General features: G+C 66.2%; 18 protein-coding genes. 9 read left to right on the forward strand and 9 right to left on the reverse strand.

Annotated features, from left to right (window positions below):
* Window positions 1-18: 18 nt before the first annotated feature.
* Window positions 19-2244, forward strand: coding sequence for a CDC48 family AAA ATPase (locus C450_RS16715; protein ID WP_005045463.1), 2226 nt, complete (start codon window positions 19-21; stop codon window positions 2242-2244).
* Between the two features lie 854 nt (window positions 2245-3098).
* On the opposite strand, the gene C450_RS16725 is transcribed toward C450_RS16715, so the two are convergent.
* A complete protein-coding gene (locus C450_RS16725) occupies window positions 3099-4376 on the reverse strand; it encodes an amidohydrolase (RefSeq protein WP_005045464.1) in 1278 nt (425 codons plus the stop codon).
* A 345-nt stretch (window positions 4377-4721) separates the two neighbouring features.
* On the opposite strand from C450_RS16725, the gene C450_RS16730 reads away from it, so the two are divergent.
* Entirely contained in the window at window positions 4722-4931 is a 210-nt protein-coding gene (locus C450_RS16730; protein WP_005045466.1) for a hypothetical protein, read from the forward strand.
* A gap of 34 nt (window positions 4932-4965) precedes the next feature.
* Here C450_RS16730 and C450_RS16735 read toward each other — a convergent pair whose 3' ends face one another.
* Window positions 4966-5292 (reverse strand): uS10/mL48 family ribosomal protein, encoded by a 327-nt coding sequence (locus tag C450_RS16735; protein WP_005045467.1) that lies wholly within the window; start codon window positions 5290-5292, stop codon window positions 4966-4968.
* Between the two features lie 159 nt (window positions 5293-5451).
* Between C450_RS16735 and C450_RS16740 the strand changes: the two genes are divergently transcribed.
* On the forward strand, window positions 5452-5877 hold the full coding sequence (locus C450_RS16740) for a bis(5'-nucleosyl)-tetraphosphatase (RefSeq protein ID WP_005045468.1): 426 nt from the start codon (window positions 5452-5454) through the stop codon (window positions 5875-5877).
* Window positions 5878-6211: 334 nt separating this feature from the next.
* A complete protein-coding gene (locus tag C450_RS16745) occupies window positions 6212-7285 on the forward strand; it encodes a DUF5787 family protein (protein ID WP_005045469.1) in 1074 nt (357 codons plus the stop codon).
* On the opposite strand, the gene C450_RS16750 is transcribed toward C450_RS16745, so the two are convergent.
* Window positions 7286-7804 (reverse strand): DUF5797 family protein, encoded by a 519-nt coding sequence (locus tag C450_RS16750; RefSeq protein ID WP_005045470.1) that lies wholly within the window; start codon window positions 7802-7804, stop codon window positions 7286-7288. It abuts the gene before it with no gap.
* Window positions 7805-8055: 251 nt separating this feature from the next.
* Between C450_RS16750 and C450_RS16755 the strand changes: the two genes are divergently transcribed.
* From C450_RS16755 to C450_RS16775, 5 genes are all read left to right on the forward strand, one after another.
* Window positions 8056-9048, forward strand: coding sequence for an AAA family ATPase (locus C450_RS16755; RefSeq protein WP_005045472.1), 993 nt, complete (start codon window positions 8056-8058; stop codon window positions 9046-9048).
* Window positions 9045-10028: a DUF58 domain-containing protein gene (locus C450_RS16760; RefSeq protein ID WP_005045473.1), complete on the forward strand. Its 984-nt coding sequence runs from the start codon at window positions 9045-9047 to the stop codon at window positions 10026-10028. The genes C450_RS16755 and C450_RS16760 overlap by 4 nt, the downstream gene beginning before the upstream one ends.
* Window positions 10025-12292 carry a transglutaminase TgpA family protein gene (locus C450_RS16765; RefSeq protein WP_005045474.1) on the forward strand — a complete coding sequence of 756 codons (2268 nt, stop codon included), beginning with the start codon at window positions 10025-10027 and terminating at the stop codon, window positions 12290-12292. Before C450_RS16760 ends, C450_RS16765 begins: the two co-directional genes overlap by 4 nt.
* A 73-nt stretch (window positions 12293-12365) precedes the next feature.
* A complete protein-coding gene (gene yciH / locus C450_RS16770) occupies window positions 12366-12659 on the forward strand; it encodes a stress response translation initiation inhibitor YciH (protein ID WP_005045476.1) in 294 nt (97 codons plus the stop codon).
* 399 nt (window positions 12660-13058) lie between these two features.
* Window positions 13059-13433 (forward strand): hypothetical protein, encoded by a 375-nt coding sequence (locus C450_RS16775; RefSeq protein ID WP_005045477.1) that lies wholly within the window; start codon window positions 13059-13061, stop codon window positions 13431-13433.
* 15 nt (window positions 13434-13448) lie between these two features.
* On the opposite strand, the gene C450_RS16780 is transcribed toward C450_RS16775, so the two are convergent.
* The 6 genes from C450_RS16780 to C450_RS16805 all read right to left on the reverse strand — a co-directional run bounded on the left by C450_RS16780 (window position 13449) and on the right by C450_RS16805 (window position 16768).
* Window positions 13449-13832: a rhodanese-like domain-containing protein gene (locus C450_RS16780; RefSeq protein ID WP_005045478.1), complete on the reverse strand. Its 384-nt coding sequence runs from the start codon at window positions 13830-13832 to the stop codon at window positions 13449-13451.
* A gap of 69 nt (window positions 13833-13901) precedes the next feature.
* Window positions 13902-14459 (reverse strand): NUDIX hydrolase, encoded by a 558-nt coding sequence (locus C450_RS16785; RefSeq protein WP_005045479.1) that lies wholly within the window; start codon window positions 14457-14459, stop codon window positions 13902-13904.
* The gene (locus C450_RS16790) at window positions 14456-14998 is read right to left on the reverse strand and encodes an NUDIX hydrolase (protein ID WP_005045480.1); all 543 of its coding nucleotides are present in this window, start codon (window positions 14996-14998) and stop codon (window positions 14456-14458) included. The genes C450_RS16785 and C450_RS16790 overlap by 4 nt, the downstream gene beginning before the upstream one ends.
* Window positions 14999-15346: 348 nt before the next feature.
* A complete protein-coding gene (locus tag C450_RS16795) occupies window positions 15347-15763 on the reverse strand; it encodes a DUF5809 family protein (RefSeq protein ID WP_005045481.1) in 417 nt (138 codons plus the stop codon).
* Window positions 15764-15787: 24 nt separating this feature from the next.
* Window positions 15788-16279, reverse strand: a complete 492-nt coding sequence (locus tag C450_RS16800; protein ID WP_005045482.1) for a DUF5810 domain-containing protein — start codon at window positions 16277-16279, stop codon at window positions 15788-15790.
* A 54-nt stretch (window positions 16280-16333) separates the two neighbouring features.
* Window positions 16334-16768: a zinc ribbon domain-containing protein gene (locus C450_RS16805; RefSeq protein ID WP_005045483.1), complete on the reverse strand. Its 435-nt coding sequence runs from the start codon at window positions 16766-16768 to the stop codon at window positions 16334-16336.
* Window positions 16769-16926 lie beyond the last annotated feature (158 nt).

Below are 16926 nucleotides of genomic sequence, written 5' to 3' on the forward strand. Positions count from 1 at the left end.
TATCCCCGTGGTCCAGTCATGAATGAAGTCCAACTGGAAGTGGCGAAGGCGTACCCGAACGACTCGGGCCGTGGCATCGCCCGGTTAGATCCCGATACCCTCCTGCATCTCAAACTCTCACCCGGCGACATCATCGAGATCGAGGGCGGCGACACCACCGCCGCGAAAGTCTGGCGTGCGGACCGTCAGGACTGGAACACGGACACCGTCCGCATCGACGGTTTCACCCGTCAGAACGCCGATATCGGTATCGGCGAGCGCGTCGAGATCCGAAAGGCCGACGAGCGAAAGGCCGACAAGCTGGTGCTCGCACCGCCCGAGGAGGCCTCCGTCCAGTTCGGTAGCGATGCTGCCGGAATGGTCAAGCGCCAGATCCTGAAGCGGCCGGTAGTCGAGCGCGACATCGTCCCCGTCATGTCGAGCACGAACCATCCGTTCATGCGCTCGCCCGGCCAGGCGATCCCGTTGATCGCGGTCGAGACCGAGCCCGACGGCGTGGCGCTCGTCACCGAGGACACCGAGGTCGAGCTGCGCGAGGAACCCATCTCGGGGTTCGAGAAAACGGGTGGAGGAATCACCTACGAGGACATTGGCGGACTGGGCAGCGAGATCCAGCGGGTGCGCGAGATGGTCGAGCTCCCGATGAAACACCCCCAGGTGTTCCAGAAGCTCGGGATCGAGCCGCCCCAGGGGGTGTTGCTCCACGGACCGCCCGGCACTGGAAAAACGCTGCTCGCGAAGGCGGTCGCGAACGAAACCTCGGCGAGTTTCTTCTCGATCGCCGGCCCGGAGATCATCTCGAAGTACTACGGCGAGTCCGAACAGCAGCTCCGGGAGATCTTCGAGGACGCCACCGAGGAGTCGCCCGCGATCATCTTCATCGACGAGCTCGACTCGATCGCGCCGAAACGCGAGGACGTCACTGGCGAGGTCGAGCGGCGCGTCGTCGCCCAGCTCCTGACGATGATGGACGGGCTCGAAAGTCGAGGTCAGGTCATCGTGATCGCCGCGACCAACCGCGTCGACTCGGTCGATCCCGCGCTCCGACGGCCCGGTCGATTCGACCGTGAGATCGAAATTGGAGTACCCGACGAGCGCGGGAGGGAAGAGATCCTCCAGATCCACACGCGCGGGATGCCGCTGAGCGACGACGTCAATCTCGCGAACCTCGCCGACGAGACCCACGGGTTCGTCGGAGCCGACATCGAGAGCCTCACGAAGGAGTCGGCGATGAAGGCGCTGCGGCGGTATCTCCCCGAGATCGACCTCGACGAGGAGGACGTGCCGCCGTCGCTGATCGACCGGATGATCATCAAGCGCGACGACTTCGACGGGGCCCTGAACGAGGTGTCGCCGAGTGCGATGCGGGAGGTGCTCGTCGAACTCCCGAAGATCTCGTGGGACGACGTCGGCGGGCTCGACGACGCGAAAGGTGAGGTGAAAGAAGCCGTGGAGTGGCCGCTGTCGAGCCCCGAGCGGTTCAGCCGGCTGGGGATCGAACCGCCCTCGGGGGTGTTGCTCTACGGGCCGCCCGGGACGGGGAAGACCCTGATGGCGAAGGCGGTCGCGAACGAGACCAACGCCAACTTCATCTCGGTGCGGGGCCCGCAGTTGTTGTCGAAGTGGGTCGGCGAGTCGGAGAAAGCGATCCGCCAGACGTTCCGGAAGGCGCGGCAGGTCTCACCAACAGTAATCTTCTTCGACGAACTCGACAGTTTGGCACCGAGTCGGGGTGGCGACGTCGGCTCCAACGTTTCGGAGCGAGTAGTCAATCAGCTCCTCACGGAGCTCGACGGGCTGGAGGACATGAAGAACGTGATGGTGATCGGCGCGACCAACCGGCCGGACATGATCGATCCCGCGCTGATCCGGTCGGGCCGGTTCGACCGGCTCGTGATGGTCGGCCAGCCCGACGTCGAGGGCCGCGAGCAGATCCTCGGGATCCACACCGACGATACGCCGCTCACGGCGGACGTGAGCCTGCGAGAGATGGCCGAGATCACCGATGGCTACGTCGGATCGGATCTCGAATCCATCGCGCGCGAGGCCGCGATCCACGCGCTTCGTGACGATCCAGAGGCCGAGACCGTGGCGATGCGCCATTTCCGGGCAGCGCTCGAATCGGTCCGACCAACGATCACCGAGGACATCCTCGACTACTACGACCGGATGGAAGACGAGTTCAAGGGCGGTGGGGCCGACACCGCCCAGGATCGGGGCGGCAGCCGGATCGGCTTCCGATGAACTTTTTGCGACGGTCGCGCCCCTGACGAGGCGCTCCCTCGCAAAACCTTCACTGAAACCGCGGCTCCTTCCCGGTGTTCTTGCGAGCGAAGCGAACGAAAGCTCGGGGTCGTTCGAAAGGCGCTTCGTACCTTTCGTGGTGACGAGAAAGCGGACTCTTTTCGAACCACGCACAGCGCGTGCTCCAGCGTTCGTACGCCTCGCCCTTCAGCCGCTGTCAGAGAAATCTCCGACAAGCCTCGTGCTCGTTTCACTCACACGAGACGCCAGGAGAGCTTCGCTCTCTTGAGCCTCGACTCAGTTCGTTCGTCGAGACGCCAGGACTGCACCGTCACTCACGAGGACAGCGCTACCGGGTAGACCGCATACGGTCACGATACTCCTCCGGTGTTGGCCGAAAGACGCCGAAGACGAAACGATTACAGGCGGTACCAACACCGAGACCGACCATCACGATCGCGATGACACCGGGGACGAACGCGTTGCTGGCTCCTACCACGCCGAGCGCGGCGATGCCGACGAGAGCCACGACAGTCGCTATCCACAGGCCGGCACGACTGCGCTCCGCTGCCGCGCTCAGGACGCCTGTCGCGATGGCGACGGTAACGCCAACTCACCAGTATTCGGCCGAGAACCCGATCGTCGCCCCCATCATGAGACCGAGACCGATGGATGTGACTGCGATCATTGCCCCCATGCCGACGATTTTTCGATCGACGCGATGCTCCATATTGATACCAAACACATCTACGTAATACCATTTGGTACAGAAGCCACGGAAAAACTCGACCAAACAGCGGTCACTGCCACAGCATCGTTACTGCCCTTCAGTCGAAACCGTGGATTCGGTCCGTCTACGACTTCTGCTCGGCGATCTCCAGTATTGAGTCGGTGAGCACGTCGACGCCGATCGCGATCGACGCCTCGTCGACGTCGAACGTCGCGGTGTGATGTCCACCGGGATGGTCGGTGCCGACGCCGACGTAGGCCGCGTGGCCACCGTTCTCTTGAACGCGCTGCATCAGATAGGTCGCGTCCTCGCTCCCGCCGAGGTCGTCGCGCTCGGTCGGCGTGTCGACAGCGTCGTTCCGGGTCGCCGCGTCGAACACGACGTCGACGAGTGCCTGATCGCTCGTCGCGCTCGGGGCCTCGCCTACCGTCGAGAGATCGACCGAACAGCCGTGCATCGCGGCGGCGCTGTCGAGCACGCGCTCGGCGCGCTCGCGGGTGTACTCCATCAGCTCGGTGGTCTCGCCCCGTACCTCGCCCTCGATGAACGCCGCTTCGGGGATGATGTTGGTCGCGGTGCCGCCGCCGACCATCCCGGCGTTGACGCGTGTGGGACCGTCTTCGTGACGCGGGATCGCGTAGAGATTCTGGATCGTGGTGGCCATCGCCTGAACCGCGTTCTCGCCTGCGTTCGGCTTGCCACCGGCGTGGGCGGGCGTGCCGGCGAAATCGGCCCGAAAGTGATGCACTGCGAGGAAGCCACCGACGCCCGCGACGACCTCGCCAGTGGGGTGGTCGAGTCCGACGTGAACGGCGAGCAGAGCGTCGACGTCGTCGAGGTGCCCGCTTTTCGCCATCGGCTTGCCGCCCGCGACCATCTCCTCGCCCGGCTGGAAGAACAGCTTGAACGTGCCCTCGAAGTCGCTTTCCGCCACCGCTTCGAGCACTCCGATCCCGATGGTCGCGTGGGCGTCGTGCCCGCAGGCGTGCATCCCCTCCGTCTCGGAACGGAACCCCTCCCGCACCGGCGCGTGGTCGTCGTCGGTGGCCTCCTCGCGGAGCAGCCCGTCGATATCGACCCGGAGCCCCACGGTGGGTCCCTCACCCCGTTCGAGGACGGCGATAGCTCCGGTGTAACCTCCCTCGGTTCGTTCGAGGACGTCCTCGCGCGCGCCGACCTCGCGGGCGCGGTCGTGCCAGCGCCGGAGTTCGTCGTCGTCCGGGACCGCGTTCCGCTCGCCGTCGGCGAGTACTTCCGGTCCAACGAGAAGCTCGTCGACACCGATCCGTTCGCACTCCTCGACGATCCGTGAGGTGGTGTAGAACTCGCGCCACGCAGGCTCGGGGTGGCGGTGGAGATCGCGTCGCAGCTGGATCAGGTCGTCGTGTCGCTGTTGCTGCATGGTGGGCGCTCACGGGCCGGAAGGTTATACTGTGGGGTGGGAGCAGTGATAACCTGTTTTGGTCCCGAGGCGACCGGAGCCACTCCAACCCCGTTCGAAGTTGGAGAAGACTTGTACTCGTACCCATCGCCGCACTGACAACCCCGATGTCAGCCATCGAGATGGACAACTTCACCAAGCAGTACGGTGACGTGATCGCCGTCGGCCAGTGGTGATCGTGGCGTTCGTCGTCTTTCGAGTGGGACGGCCCGCGATCCAGCATCTCGGACTTCAGGGGCTGGAGGAGCCGTACCCCGCCCGGAGTGGTTCTTCTGGGTCGGTCGGTCGAACCCCATCAATGCCTACGTGAAGCTCACGACGCTGTTCGCGGAGTTCGAGAACGGCCATCCGCTCATCTCGACGCCTGGCGGACGGTTTAGTTCCTTTTCGACGGCTGAGATGGCGGTGAACACTACTGCGACCTCCCACTGGTTCGCCGCGGTCGTTTTGCTCGTGTGGACGGTCCTCGCGGCGATCGCCGGACTGCTCTACTTTCGCGAGCACGACATTCCCTGAACTGTGATTTTCCACCGCCTGCTCGTCGCGTTCGTCAGCTCGAATTCGCCGACCGGATCCGTTCGATCTCGACTTCGGCGTGGATCCCGGCGGGGAACCCGTCCGCGACCGATCGGGCGAACTCGTCGTGACCGACGATCTCGATCGAGCGGGCGTAGACGGTGTAGGTCCAGTCCTCGAAGCGGCCACCGTGGGCTGAGAGGTGTTTCGACTGGGGGACGCGACGCTCGGCGAGTGGGTCGGGATGGGGCCCGTTGAACTCCACGCCCTTGCGCGCGGCGGCCGTCTTGATATCGGCGATCTCCCGATCGAGCGCGCCTCGGTCGCCGCTCGTGAGTCTGAGTTTCGTGACGAAGGGCATGGTAATCGTGTCTCGTCACTCGCCAGTCCGCGGGTAAAAACCTACAGTTCCTGTTCGACCCTTCCCGGCCGATCGGCACACCCCGCAGAAAAGCACCGCAGGATTCCATCGGCGTGCCGAAGCAGCAACCAATTAAACGCCGACCGTGTACAGCACGCAATGGCAGTCGAAGCGACGAGCGCGGGGGCTATCCTCTTCCGTGACACGAGAGGCCGCCGCGAGTACCTGCTCCTCAAGAGCCGCCCCGGGGACTGGGAGTTCCCCAAAGGCGGCGTCGAAGGGAGCGAAGAACTCCAACAGACCGCGATCCGCGAGGTCGGCGAAGAGGCCGGAATCACCGATTTCCGCCTCCTCAACGGCTTCCGCCGCGAGTACAACTACGTGTTCCAGGCCGGTGGCGAGACGATCCACAAAACCGTCCACCTGTTCATCGCCGAATCCCAGGAGGCGAGCGCCGAGCTCTCCCACGAACACCGAGATCACCAGTGGCGCGACTACGAACAGGCCATCAACACCATCACCCAGGACGGCCCGCGCGACATCTTCCGGGAGGCTCACGACTTCCTCGACGACGAGGGGTACTGACCACTCGTCCGCCGATTGTGTTTTTGGCTGAGGCGGTGGCGCGCGGGAGGGCGCGAAGCGCCCGACCCGCGCGAGGTCTGCACGAGAAATCGAGTGCAGGCTCGTCAGAGCGGAGCTCTGACGGTGGATGAGTGACGCGAGCAGCGCGAGCGGAGCGAATCGGTTGGGGAGGCGTGTGGCTTGCGGTTCTCATTTGTGCCGGGATTAGTCACCGAACGATCGGACTCCGTCGTCAGATCACAGGATCGATGAAATCAACGTGAAACGAGACGAATGAATGATTGTGGGCCGTAGGAACCGAACGGCTTAGTCGCCACACGACGCACCCTCCGAAGTGACGCAGAGCGCCGAGAGCGAGTTCGAGTTCGAACTCCGGGTGTGCGCGTGGGCCGAGCGCAACTGGCCGCCGGGCGGACAGCACGATCCCGACACCATGGCGATCGTGGCGCGCCAGCTCGGCACGAAACACCGACGATGGGACACCGTGATCGTCGAGGCAAGTCGTGAAAAGCTCGAAACGCGCGCCCGATTCGGCTCCACGCGGCTCGATTCGGATCTCCTCGGCGTCGTTCGGCACGCACCCACCGAGTGGACGTGGTATCGCGATGCGCTCCCCGAGCCCGACTATCCGTGGCGGTACGTCCGCGAAGCGGTCCACCGTGCGGCCGATCGCGGGATTCTCGAAACCCGCCAGCAGGGAAACCGGATCGAACTCCGGCGAAAGTGGACCTACCCCGACTGGGTCGAGCGCGTGATCGCGATCGAGAACAAACCCGACCTCACCGCGAGCGCCGCGCGCGCCCTCGCGGGCCAGATCGAACACGACGTCGCACTCGGCCTCGCCGACGAGGTCTGGGTCGCCACCGCCGCGACCGACGACGCGATCGAACCCGTCCTCCTCGAAGATTTCCCGGTCGAGGCGGGCGTGCTGGTTCTCGGTGGGGGTTCGACTGACGACGACGCGAGCGTCGCGTGGCATCCCCGAACGCTCGCGGTCGACAAGCCGGGGACGCGGATCACGGAGCGGCCGACGGGTGGGACCCACGATCAGTCGGCCGCGCGCTTCGAGTACGCGAGCCCCGAGTGGAAACGCGACAAGCGGCTCGCGATCGCCGAGCGCGCGTACGAGCGCGGCTGGCGGTCGTACGTCGACACGATGCGACCCGACTGTCGCCATTTCGAACTGCGCCGTGACGCGCGCAACGGGAATCGGGACGTGCTGCCGTGGTGTGCGGCGAAGGAGCGCCGACAGACCGCGGCCGAGTGTGCGGGGTCGTGTTCGGCGTTCGAGCCCGAACCCCCCGGCTGGCGCGCTGCGGGCTGGCCGATCGAGGGCGGGCCAGGCAGCGCCGTGAAGCGATTGCTGGCGCGGCGACGCGACCGACGACGACCTGACGCGACGGAGTAACTACTCGTCGTCGATCGCTTCGACCGAGACTGCGTCGCGTTCGACTGCCAGCCGGAAGGTCGGCACCGTCCGCTGGACCACCTCGACGCATCCCCGACGTTCGAGACCGCGGAGTGCCGAGCGCACGTCGTCGGCAGTGAGATCGTCGTCGGTCGAACCTCCCGCTCCGTCCACGTCGGCCGCAGCGTCGCGGAGCTTGTGAAGCACCGAGACCACGCTCTCGGCGCGCTCGTCGTGGTCGGCGACGACTCCGAACGCCCGATGTTGGAGGGCGGGAACGCGAACGGTTCGCGGACCGTCCTCGTCGGGTTCTTCGCCGACCAGCGTCGCGGCGTCGGCGGTCGCGCGGATCAGACTGTTCTCGTCGCGGTAGTAGTGATCGGCGAGTTCGTTTTCGAGGTACTGGTGGACCTCGCTACCGCCGTCCATCCCCCACCGTTCGGCGAGCTCGGCGTTTTTCGTCGGCTGGAGTGCGACCACGTCTTCGAGACGCGCCGTCGCCTCGTCGGAGAGCCCCATCGAACGTGGTGTAGACCAACCCGGTATATCGGCTTTCCGGACTCCGCCGGAGGCGTGCTGCCCTCGTCGCCCTCGCTGCCCGGCTCGGCTGCCGATGTCCGTTACTGTCCGGTGAATCCGCCTGCTCCGAGGGTGCGTGACAGTCGCATGCGAACAGTAAGGTTACAAGCGTGCGGCCCCAGAAACAGCCACGAGAACGAGTCGGCGAGCGTCTCCGATGTCGGCCCGTTACCCACGCTAGCCTACAATCCATGACGGATGCGAACACCGACACAGAGCCCGGCCGAGTCGAGACGACACAGCCAGAAACCCCACGCCAACTGTCGATCGACGAGGTCGGCGACCTCGCCCGAACCGTCATCCAGAACACCGAGCAGGTGATCGTCGGCAGCCACGACGCGATCGAACACATCGTGACCGCGATGTTGGGCCGCGGCCACGTCCTGTTGGAGGACGTTCCCGGCGTCGGGAAAACGATGCTCGCGCGCGCGATCGCGCGCTCGTTCGAGAGCTCCTTCTCGCGCATCCAGTTCACTCCCGATCTACTTCCCTCCGACGTCACCGGCACCAACGTCTTCAACCAGAAAACACGGGAGTTCGACTTCCGTCCCGGCCCCATCTTCGCCAACGTCGTGCTCGGCGACGAGATCAACCGTGCGCCGCCGAAGACCCAGAGCGCGCTCCTCGAAGCGATGGAGGAGACCCAGGTCACCGTCGATGGCACCACTCACGCGCTCGAACAACCGTTCACCGTGATCGCCACCCAGAACGCCATCGAACGGGGTCGCACCTACGAGCTTCCGGTCGCCGAGGTCGACCGGTTCATGAAACGTCTCGAACTCGGCTACCCCGAGCCCGACGCCGAGTCGGCGATGCTCGATAGAACTGTGGGAACGCATCCGATCGACCGTCTCGAACCGGTCGCGACCCTCGAGCAGCTCCGCGGTGCGCGCGCCACGGTCGGCGAGGTCACGGTCGAAGCACCGATCCGCCAGTACGTCACGCGGCTCGCCAACCACACCCGCGAGCGGGCCGAACTCGGGGTCAGTCCTCGAGGATCGCTCTCGCTCCTCCGGGCAGCCCAGGCACGGGCCGCGCTCGACGGCCGCGGGTACGTGATCCCCGACGACATCCAGCACGAGGCCGCGGTGACACTCGCTCATCGGATCCGGCCGGCGTCGGGAACCGATCGAACCGGCGCGGACGTGATCAGGGCGGCGCTGTCGTCGGTCCGGGTCGAATGAGACCGACTCGCCGGGCGATCGTGCTCGCCGGCGTGTGTGCGCTCGCAGTCTGGCTCGCCGCGACGTTCGGCGCGCGCTCGCTCAACGCGGTCGTGGTCCCCGGAGTGGTCGCGCTCGCTGCCGGCGCGGTCCAGCTCCGACTCGCCGATCGGCCGACGATCGACCGACACCAGCCGGCGGCAGGCTTTCCCGGCGAATCACGAACCATTCGCGTCGACATCGACGCCGACGACGCGCTGACCGCACGGATCGAGGAGGTCGTCGACGATGGGCTCGGGGCCGATTTCTCGCCTGCAAGGCGGGCGTTGCCGGCAACCCTCGAATACGACATCGAACTGGCGGAGCGTGGCGAACATCGATTGGGACCGCTCACGCTCACGGCGACGGACGTTCTCGGACTGTTCACGAGGGAGTTCACGTACGCCAAACGCACGCCGGTGCTCGTCTACCCCGAGTGTTACCGGCTCGCTGGCATGAACGAGGCGTTCGGCGGACACGACCCGTTCGACGACCGCGAGGCGTTCGACGAACTCCGGGAGTACGTCCCGGGCGACAGTCTCAGGGACGTCCACTGGAAGTCGAGCGCGAAGCGCGACGATCTCGTGGTGATGGAGTTCGACAGCGCGGCCGACGCGAGCGAGGTCACCGTCGCTGCCGAGGCGGTGGCCGGCTACGACGACGCGATGGCGGCGGCGGCGGCCAGCATCGTCACCCACCTCCTCGACGCCGGCTTCGCGATCGAGCTGGTGTATCCGGGCGGACGGATCGAGCAGGCGGGCGGCGACCCACAGCGCGAGCGGGTGTTGCGCACGCTCGCCCGTGCCGGACCGGGTCGGGTCGAGGCGAGCGATGCCGACATCCACGTACTCGCTGACGCGGGCGGTACCCACGTGACCGTCGCGGATCGCGAGACGCCGTTCGACCGACTGACCGGCGGGCGGCCGACGCCCGCGGCCGCCGACGGGGGGCGTCGATCGTGAGCACGACCGCCCGATCCACGCTGACGGATCGATCGTCGTGGTTCGCCGGTGGCGCGCGGCGCGGACTCGCGCTCGGTGCGGCGGGGCTGCTCATCGCCTCGTTTCTCACCGTCTGTTTTCACGTGACCGACGTGGCCGGCGGGAGCGACCGACTCGTGCTGTTCGTGGTCGCGGGGTTCGTCGCGGCGACGCTGCTCGCGCGCTTCCTGCCGGCCGTGCTGGCGCTCGTGATCGCGGCGGCGCTGTTCGCGGTCGGTCTCTGGAGCTACGTCCTCGCGGTGCCGAACGGTGAACTCCTGCTCCGGTCGCTCGGCGCGGTGCGCGCCGACGTGCTCGCGCTCCTGACCGGTCTCTCGATCCTCCAGATCACGGAAGCAGGCATCTGGGCTGCGGGGTTCGCGCCCGCACCGGTCTTCCTGACGTGGTACTTCGCGCTCCGGCGGCGGTACGTCGCCGCGGCGGTCGTCGGCGGCGCGGCGCTCGGCTTCTTCGTGCTGACCGGCGATGCAGGCGTCCTCGTGGTGCTCGCTGGCGTCGCGGGGGCAGCGGGCGTCGTGGGTTTCGGCGAACTCGAACGCTACGAGGGTCGATCGGGCCACGTCGAGGTGCTCGTGATCGTCCTCGCCGCGATGATCGTGCTCGCGCCGCTCGTGAGCATCGTCCCCGGCGGCGCGTCCGACCCGCTAGTGCCCTCGGGCGGCGGTAGTGGTGGCGCGAGCACCGTCGAGGGGAGCCTGCTGGCAGCCGACGATCAGGTCGGGATCCAGGGATCGATCTCGCTCTCACCCGAAGTACGGTTCACCGTCGAGAGCAGTGAGGGGAGCTACTGGCGTGCGGCGGCCTACGACCGCTACACCGGCGGGAGCTGGGTTCGGACCGACGACACCCGATCCTACGATGGCTCGATCGCCGGCCCGCCGGGCAACACCACGACGGTAGAGCAGACGTTCACGGCCGAAACCTCGATCGGCGTGATGCCCGCGGCGTGGAAACCGACCCGGATCTCGGGCGATTCGGCCGACGACGCGAGTGTGACCAACCTCGACGGGCTCCAGCCCGGGAACGCGTTCGAATCGGGTGACAGCTACTCCGTCGTGAGCCAGCAGCCGACCACGACGCCCGACGAACTCCGCACGGCGGGGCAGAACTACTCCGAGGATCTGCTGGAGCGCTACACCACCCTGCCGGGGAGCACGCCCGATCGGGTCGAACGCCGGACCGATCAGATCACGGCGAACGCCGACAACCCCTACGACACCGCACGGACCGTCGAGCGCTGGCTCGAACGGACGAAGGGCTACTCGCTCAACGTCAGCCGGCCCGACGGCAACATCGGCGACGCGTTCCTCTTCGAGATGGAGCGGGGATACTGCGTCTACTTCGCGACCTCGATGGTCACGATGCTTCGTAGTCAGGACATCCCGGCACGGTTCGTAACGGGCTACACCGAGGGCCAGCGCGTCGCCGAGGACGAGTGGGTCGTCCGAGGCTACGACAGTCACGCGTGGGTCGAGGTCTACTTCCCCGACGTGGGCTGGATCCAGTTCGATCCCACGCCCGGTGGCCCACGGACCGCAACCGAGGACACCTCCCTCGAAGACGCGCGCGCCAACAACACCACCGATGTCGACACCAGCGGCTCGGCCGACGGCGAGTGGACTCCGACGCCGACCGCGACGCCGATCGGTGGAGAGAACGACTCCGAGGCTGCCGACGCCGCTGACGGACAGCGTGGATTGCAGGGACTCGCAGAGGATGGTGCTACCGGTGTGAACGGAACGATAACTCCGCCGCCGGTGGCCCAAGGGGGCGCTGCAGCGGCGAACGGTACGCCAGGCGGCGACTCGTCGGGCTCGGGACCGAGTCTCCCCTCGCCGACACGCGAACAGTGGGCGTTCGGGCTGGTCGCACTCGCGGGGCTCGCCGCGGGCGCACGGCGGAGCGACGCCGCCGAGCGCACCTACCGCGAACTCTGGCTGCGCTACCTGCCCGACGACTCGCCGGCCGTCGAGGTCGAGGCCGCGTTCGAACGCCTCGAATACCTGCTCGGACAGCGCTATCGGGCCCGGCGCTCGGGTGAGACGCCACGCGAGTATCTCGCCGCCGTGGGGGCGGACGACCGCGCAGCGCGCGTCGGGGAGCTGTTCGAGCACGCTCGGTACGCCGGCTCGGCGACCCAGGCCGAGGCCGACGAGGCGGCCGAGCTGGTCCGTGCTCTCGTCGGGGAGCGCACACCCGTTCTGGGTCGGTTCCGGCGATCGTAACCGCTCACGGCCGCGCCAGCCGGCGAGCGGTCCCGACAGTATTTAATATGGTGACACCGTAGTTACCGGTGTAATGTCGGAAGTCTGCTCGACGTGCGGGCTGCCGGAGGAGCTCTGCGTCTGCGAAGACGTGGCCAGAGAATCCCAGCAGATCACGATCCGCATCGACGAGCGCCGCTACGGAAAGGAAGTAACGATCATCGAAGGGTTCGATCCGCGTGACGTGGACATGAGCAGTCTGTCCTCGGACCTCAAATCGAAGTTCGCCTGCGGAGGCACGATCGAGGACGACGCGATCGAACTCCAAGGCAACCACACCGGCCGTGTCGAGGACTTCCTCCGCGACAAGGGTTACAACGTCGCCTAGAACCCACCTTTTTACTTCGGGGTGGTTCGAAAATCGCTACGCGATTTTCGTCAGTGCAAGAAATCGAAGATTTCTTGCTTGCAATCAGAACGCTTCGCGTTCTGATGACATCACGAGACGGCGAAGCCGTCTCGAACGAGTTCGCGCCCTTCGGGCGCTCAACCCCTCGTAAAAATCTGGACCAAAAACACCCGCGAGCGCCCGTCAGGGCGCTCACGGTAGACCTACTAGCCTTTTCTCCAACAACACAGCGCCGCCGAAGCCCTCGCTCACTCCGTTCGCTCGCCCTTCATCCGCCAGGCCCGCACCGCCACCGTCAACCAACTGTCGTTTCGGAGTGACGACAGCGGCGGTGGGGTGTAGCCGAACAGTTATGTTCACGGAAACAGAACGAAGGATATGTTCAGTCGTCGAACGAAGGCTCGTCTCTCCTTCCTCAGTAACGTGCTCCTCCTCCCGATCATATATCGATTCATCCGATGGCGTCGTGCTGCCGGCGACGACGAGTCGCTCTCGTTGGTTCCCCAATGGTTCCTTGCAGGGGTGGGATACCAGGCTGCGTACTACTGGGCCTACGATCACGACTTCGGAGCCATCCGAACGAGTCGCTGGCGTCGGACGCTTTTCTCGGGTGTTCAGTCCACACTCATGTCGAAGCTGTTCTCCCTGTCGGAGGGTGGCCGTCTCAGCTTCTTGTTCGGGGGAAACGTTGGGGCAGTTGTCTACCGGCTCTGGTACGGCGTGCTTCGACCGCTACCAGGCTCCGACGAGTGAGATCGGCAACTGCCACTAAAACGGGGCGTCGGTGGCCGTTTCGTCGGCAGTCGGCGCGCCGCTGGCTGCCGTTCCATCGTCGACGGCCGCTTCGAGATCGCCGTCCCATGCGTCGAGACCGCCGGCGAGGCTCTGTATCGCGGCGTCGTCGGTGCTTTCGGCGGACTGGAAGAGCCACGCGGCCTTGAGGCTCGCCTTGCCGTGCGGGCAGACCGTCACGATCCGATCGGCGTCGCCGAACTCCTCGACTCGCTGCGGGAGTTCCTCGAAAGGAACGTTTTCGCTGCCGGGGATATGACCGTGTGAAAACGCTGCCGCCGTCCGGATGTCGACGACTGCGACCGACTCGTCGGCGTCGAGAAGCCCGGCGAGTTCGTCGGGCACGATTTCTTCATCCATCGATACATGTGATTGGTCAGCGAGCCCTAAACACCCAGCGACTCCGGTAGATCGGTTCGACGCGTCGACTTAGAGCAGCCCGTCCTCGCGGGCGAGCAGAAGCGGCGTGAGCGCGAGTCCGTTGACGGCATCGCGTGAACGAATGACGTCGAGGACCTCATCGACCGGGGCGGTCGTGGTCTCGATGACCTCGCCATCGTCGGGTTCCGGCGTCCCCGGTTCGAGGCCCGTGGCCAGAAACACGTGGCGAACGTAGCGGGTCCATCCGGAGGGGACGTACGACTCGACGTGCGAGACTTCACCGACACGATAGCCCGTCTCCTCGCGGAGTTCGCGGCGTGCGGCCGCGGCCGGCTCTTCGCCGTCTTCGATCCCGCCTGCTGGGAGTCCGATCGTGTGCGTTCGGAGGCGCGGACGGTACTGCTCGACGAGAACGAGTTCATTGTCGTCCGTGACGGCGAGGACGATCGCAGCGTCCGAGGGGTTCAGCCAGTAGTAATTCGCCTGCTGACCGTCGGGTCGCTCGACGACATCGTAGCCCGCCTCGAAAAACGGTGTTTCCCACGCGACGACGGCCTCGTGGACCGGCCAGTCAGGGTCGGATCGCTCCCACGGCTCGGTCGTCACAACAGCCCGTCCTCGCGGGCGAGCAGGAGCCCCTCGATCGTGGCGTCGTTCGCTGGCTCCGCACGCGCGACCGCGAGCGCCTCGTCGACCGGGATCGACGTGACAGTGAGGAACTCGTTGTCGTCGAGGTCGCGCTCGGTGGGTGTCAGTCCCTCGGCGAACGCGATCGCCCGGCGGTGGCGGAGCACGCCCGTCGCGACCCAGAACTCCTCCAGGATCGAGACGCCGGCAGGATCGAACCCGGTCTCCTCTCGGAGTTCGCGTGCGGCGGCCGTGCTCGCGGATTCGCCGTCCTCGACGATTCCGGCAGGGAGTTCGAGGCACTGCTCGCCGATCGCGGGGCGGTACTGGTCGACGAAAACGATCTCGTCGTCGGCGAGTGCGACCACGACCACTGCCGGCGGGAGTTCGGCCCAGTAGTATTTTTTCGTACTGCCGTCGGGCTGTTCGACCAGATCGTACCCGCCGGTGTACCAACCGGTCTCGTACTCTACGACGGACTCGACGACCGGCCAATCGTGCTCCGCGCGCTCGCTCATGGCCCACCCTGCGTTCGGGGGGCGCTAAACGATGACGTTCCCGGTCAGCGCGAGTGTCGAATCGGACCGTATACTCTCGAACGGACGGGTCTGAACGGTATACTCGTCGTACTCGGTGATGATTACTGACTCCTCCAGGCGAATCACGTCGCAAACGAGAACCGCAGGCCACACCCTCCCCAACCGATTCGCTCACTCGCTTCGCTCGTTCGCTCATCCACCGTCAGAGCTCCGCTCTGACGAGCCTGCACTCGCTCCGCTCGTACAGACCTCGCGCGCGAGTCGCGCACTTCGTGCGCTCCCGCGCGCCGACCGCACCCGGAACCTGGCGGTTTCCGTCCTGGTGCTTCAGAGTTCATCACGGTAGAGCCGCCCGAACGCCTGTCTACGGAGGGTTTCGATCGCTGCGCGTTCCTCGTCGGCGAACGTTGCGGCCACGGCGCGGTCGGCGAACGGGGCGGCGTGCCACGCCACGCGGTCGACGTTCTCGTTGCCGGCGACCGTCGCCTCGTAGTCGGGATGGTCCTCGCGCCACGCATCGAACTCCTCGCGCGAGCCGACGTGGACTTCGAGCGACGTGGCGAACAGCGCGTTCCGCGCGCGCTCTACCACCTCGCCCGTCACCCGCTCGTCGTATTCGTCCTTGGGGAACTCCATCGCGGTCGCCACCTCCCGGACCACCGTTTGAGCGGTCGGCCCGAGCGCGTCGAACCGCTCTCTCGCTTCCGTGGCCGTTTCCGGCGCAAACCGCCCCTCGGTGTGCATGGCGGCGGTTCGACCGGCGAACAGTTACCCGTTTTCGTCTCCGCTCGCGTCCGCTGTGTCGTCGGCCACGTCGCGATCGTCGGTTGTGTCGACCGCGTCAGAAACGTCGTCCGATTCGTTCGCCTGTCGCGTCATCTCACGTGCCTTCTCGACGGCTGTGGCGGTTTCGGGGTCGAGATCCTTCCCGCCACGTGCACCTGGTCCCCTGGTTTGTGACGGTTCCCGCTCGTGACGATCCTCCTCGAAGAGTTCGCCCGGGCGAGGGTCGTCGCTGCCGTGGTCACGGTGGTCGTGGCCGGTCGTGTCCTCGAACACCTGCGGGTATTCGGCTGATTCGGCGTGTTCGACCACGCGGTCGGCGAGGTCGTTTTCGCCGGCGTCGGCCCACCCGGGAGCGTGGTCGTCGAGCCACGCCTCGTGGTCCTCGTCGCCGAGCATCGCGGTGAACGCGAGATGGTTGGCGAGGTGGCGCGCGTCGGCCTGTGGCGTCTCGCAGACCGGACAGGCGTATCCCATACCGATCCGACGCGCTCCACGCGTTTCTATCCCGCGTCCGACGGTCGATATCGTCTACGACCCGTCCGCGTCGAGCGGCTCGCCACACCATTGACAGAAGTCGAACTCGCTGTCGGCCTCGCGGCCACAGTGTGGACACTGGCGTTCGCTCGTATCGTCTTCCTCGGCCGTCACAGCCGACGCAGCCCGACGGTTGCGCCGGCGTGCGAGCCGGTAAGCGTCGATCGTGCTGAGCACGGACAGAACGAGGATGGCGACGCTGGCCGCCGTCGGCAGCGCCCGACTGGCCGCCAGGATCGCCTCGACCGAGATCTCGCCCGATTCCGGGATGGCAGAATTTGGCACCGAGAGTGCGGTGGTCGCGAACACCAGCCCGAACCACAGCAGCGCCCGGAACCCCTTTCGAAGATAGAGATGCCCGGCTCCGGGGTACAGCAGCGCCAGTGCAACCGCGAGCCACGTCCGTTTTTCCGAACGCTGTCGACCCATCGTCCTCCGTTGCTGGTGTGGGGTCGTTAGTTTTCGGGTCTCGATCGGACTGCATCACGCAGGCCGTCATCGATATGCGGCCAGCGAACCCCGCTCGATCACAGTGGGTTTCCCGACGGCTGCGGTAGGGGAGTGTATGACCGACGACGGCGGGTGGG

Source organism: Halococcus salifodinae DSM 8989 (assembly GCF_000336935.1).
GTDB classification, from domain to species: domain Archaea; phylum Halobacteriota; class Halobacteria; order Halobacteriales; family Halococcaceae; genus Halococcus; species Halococcus salifodinae.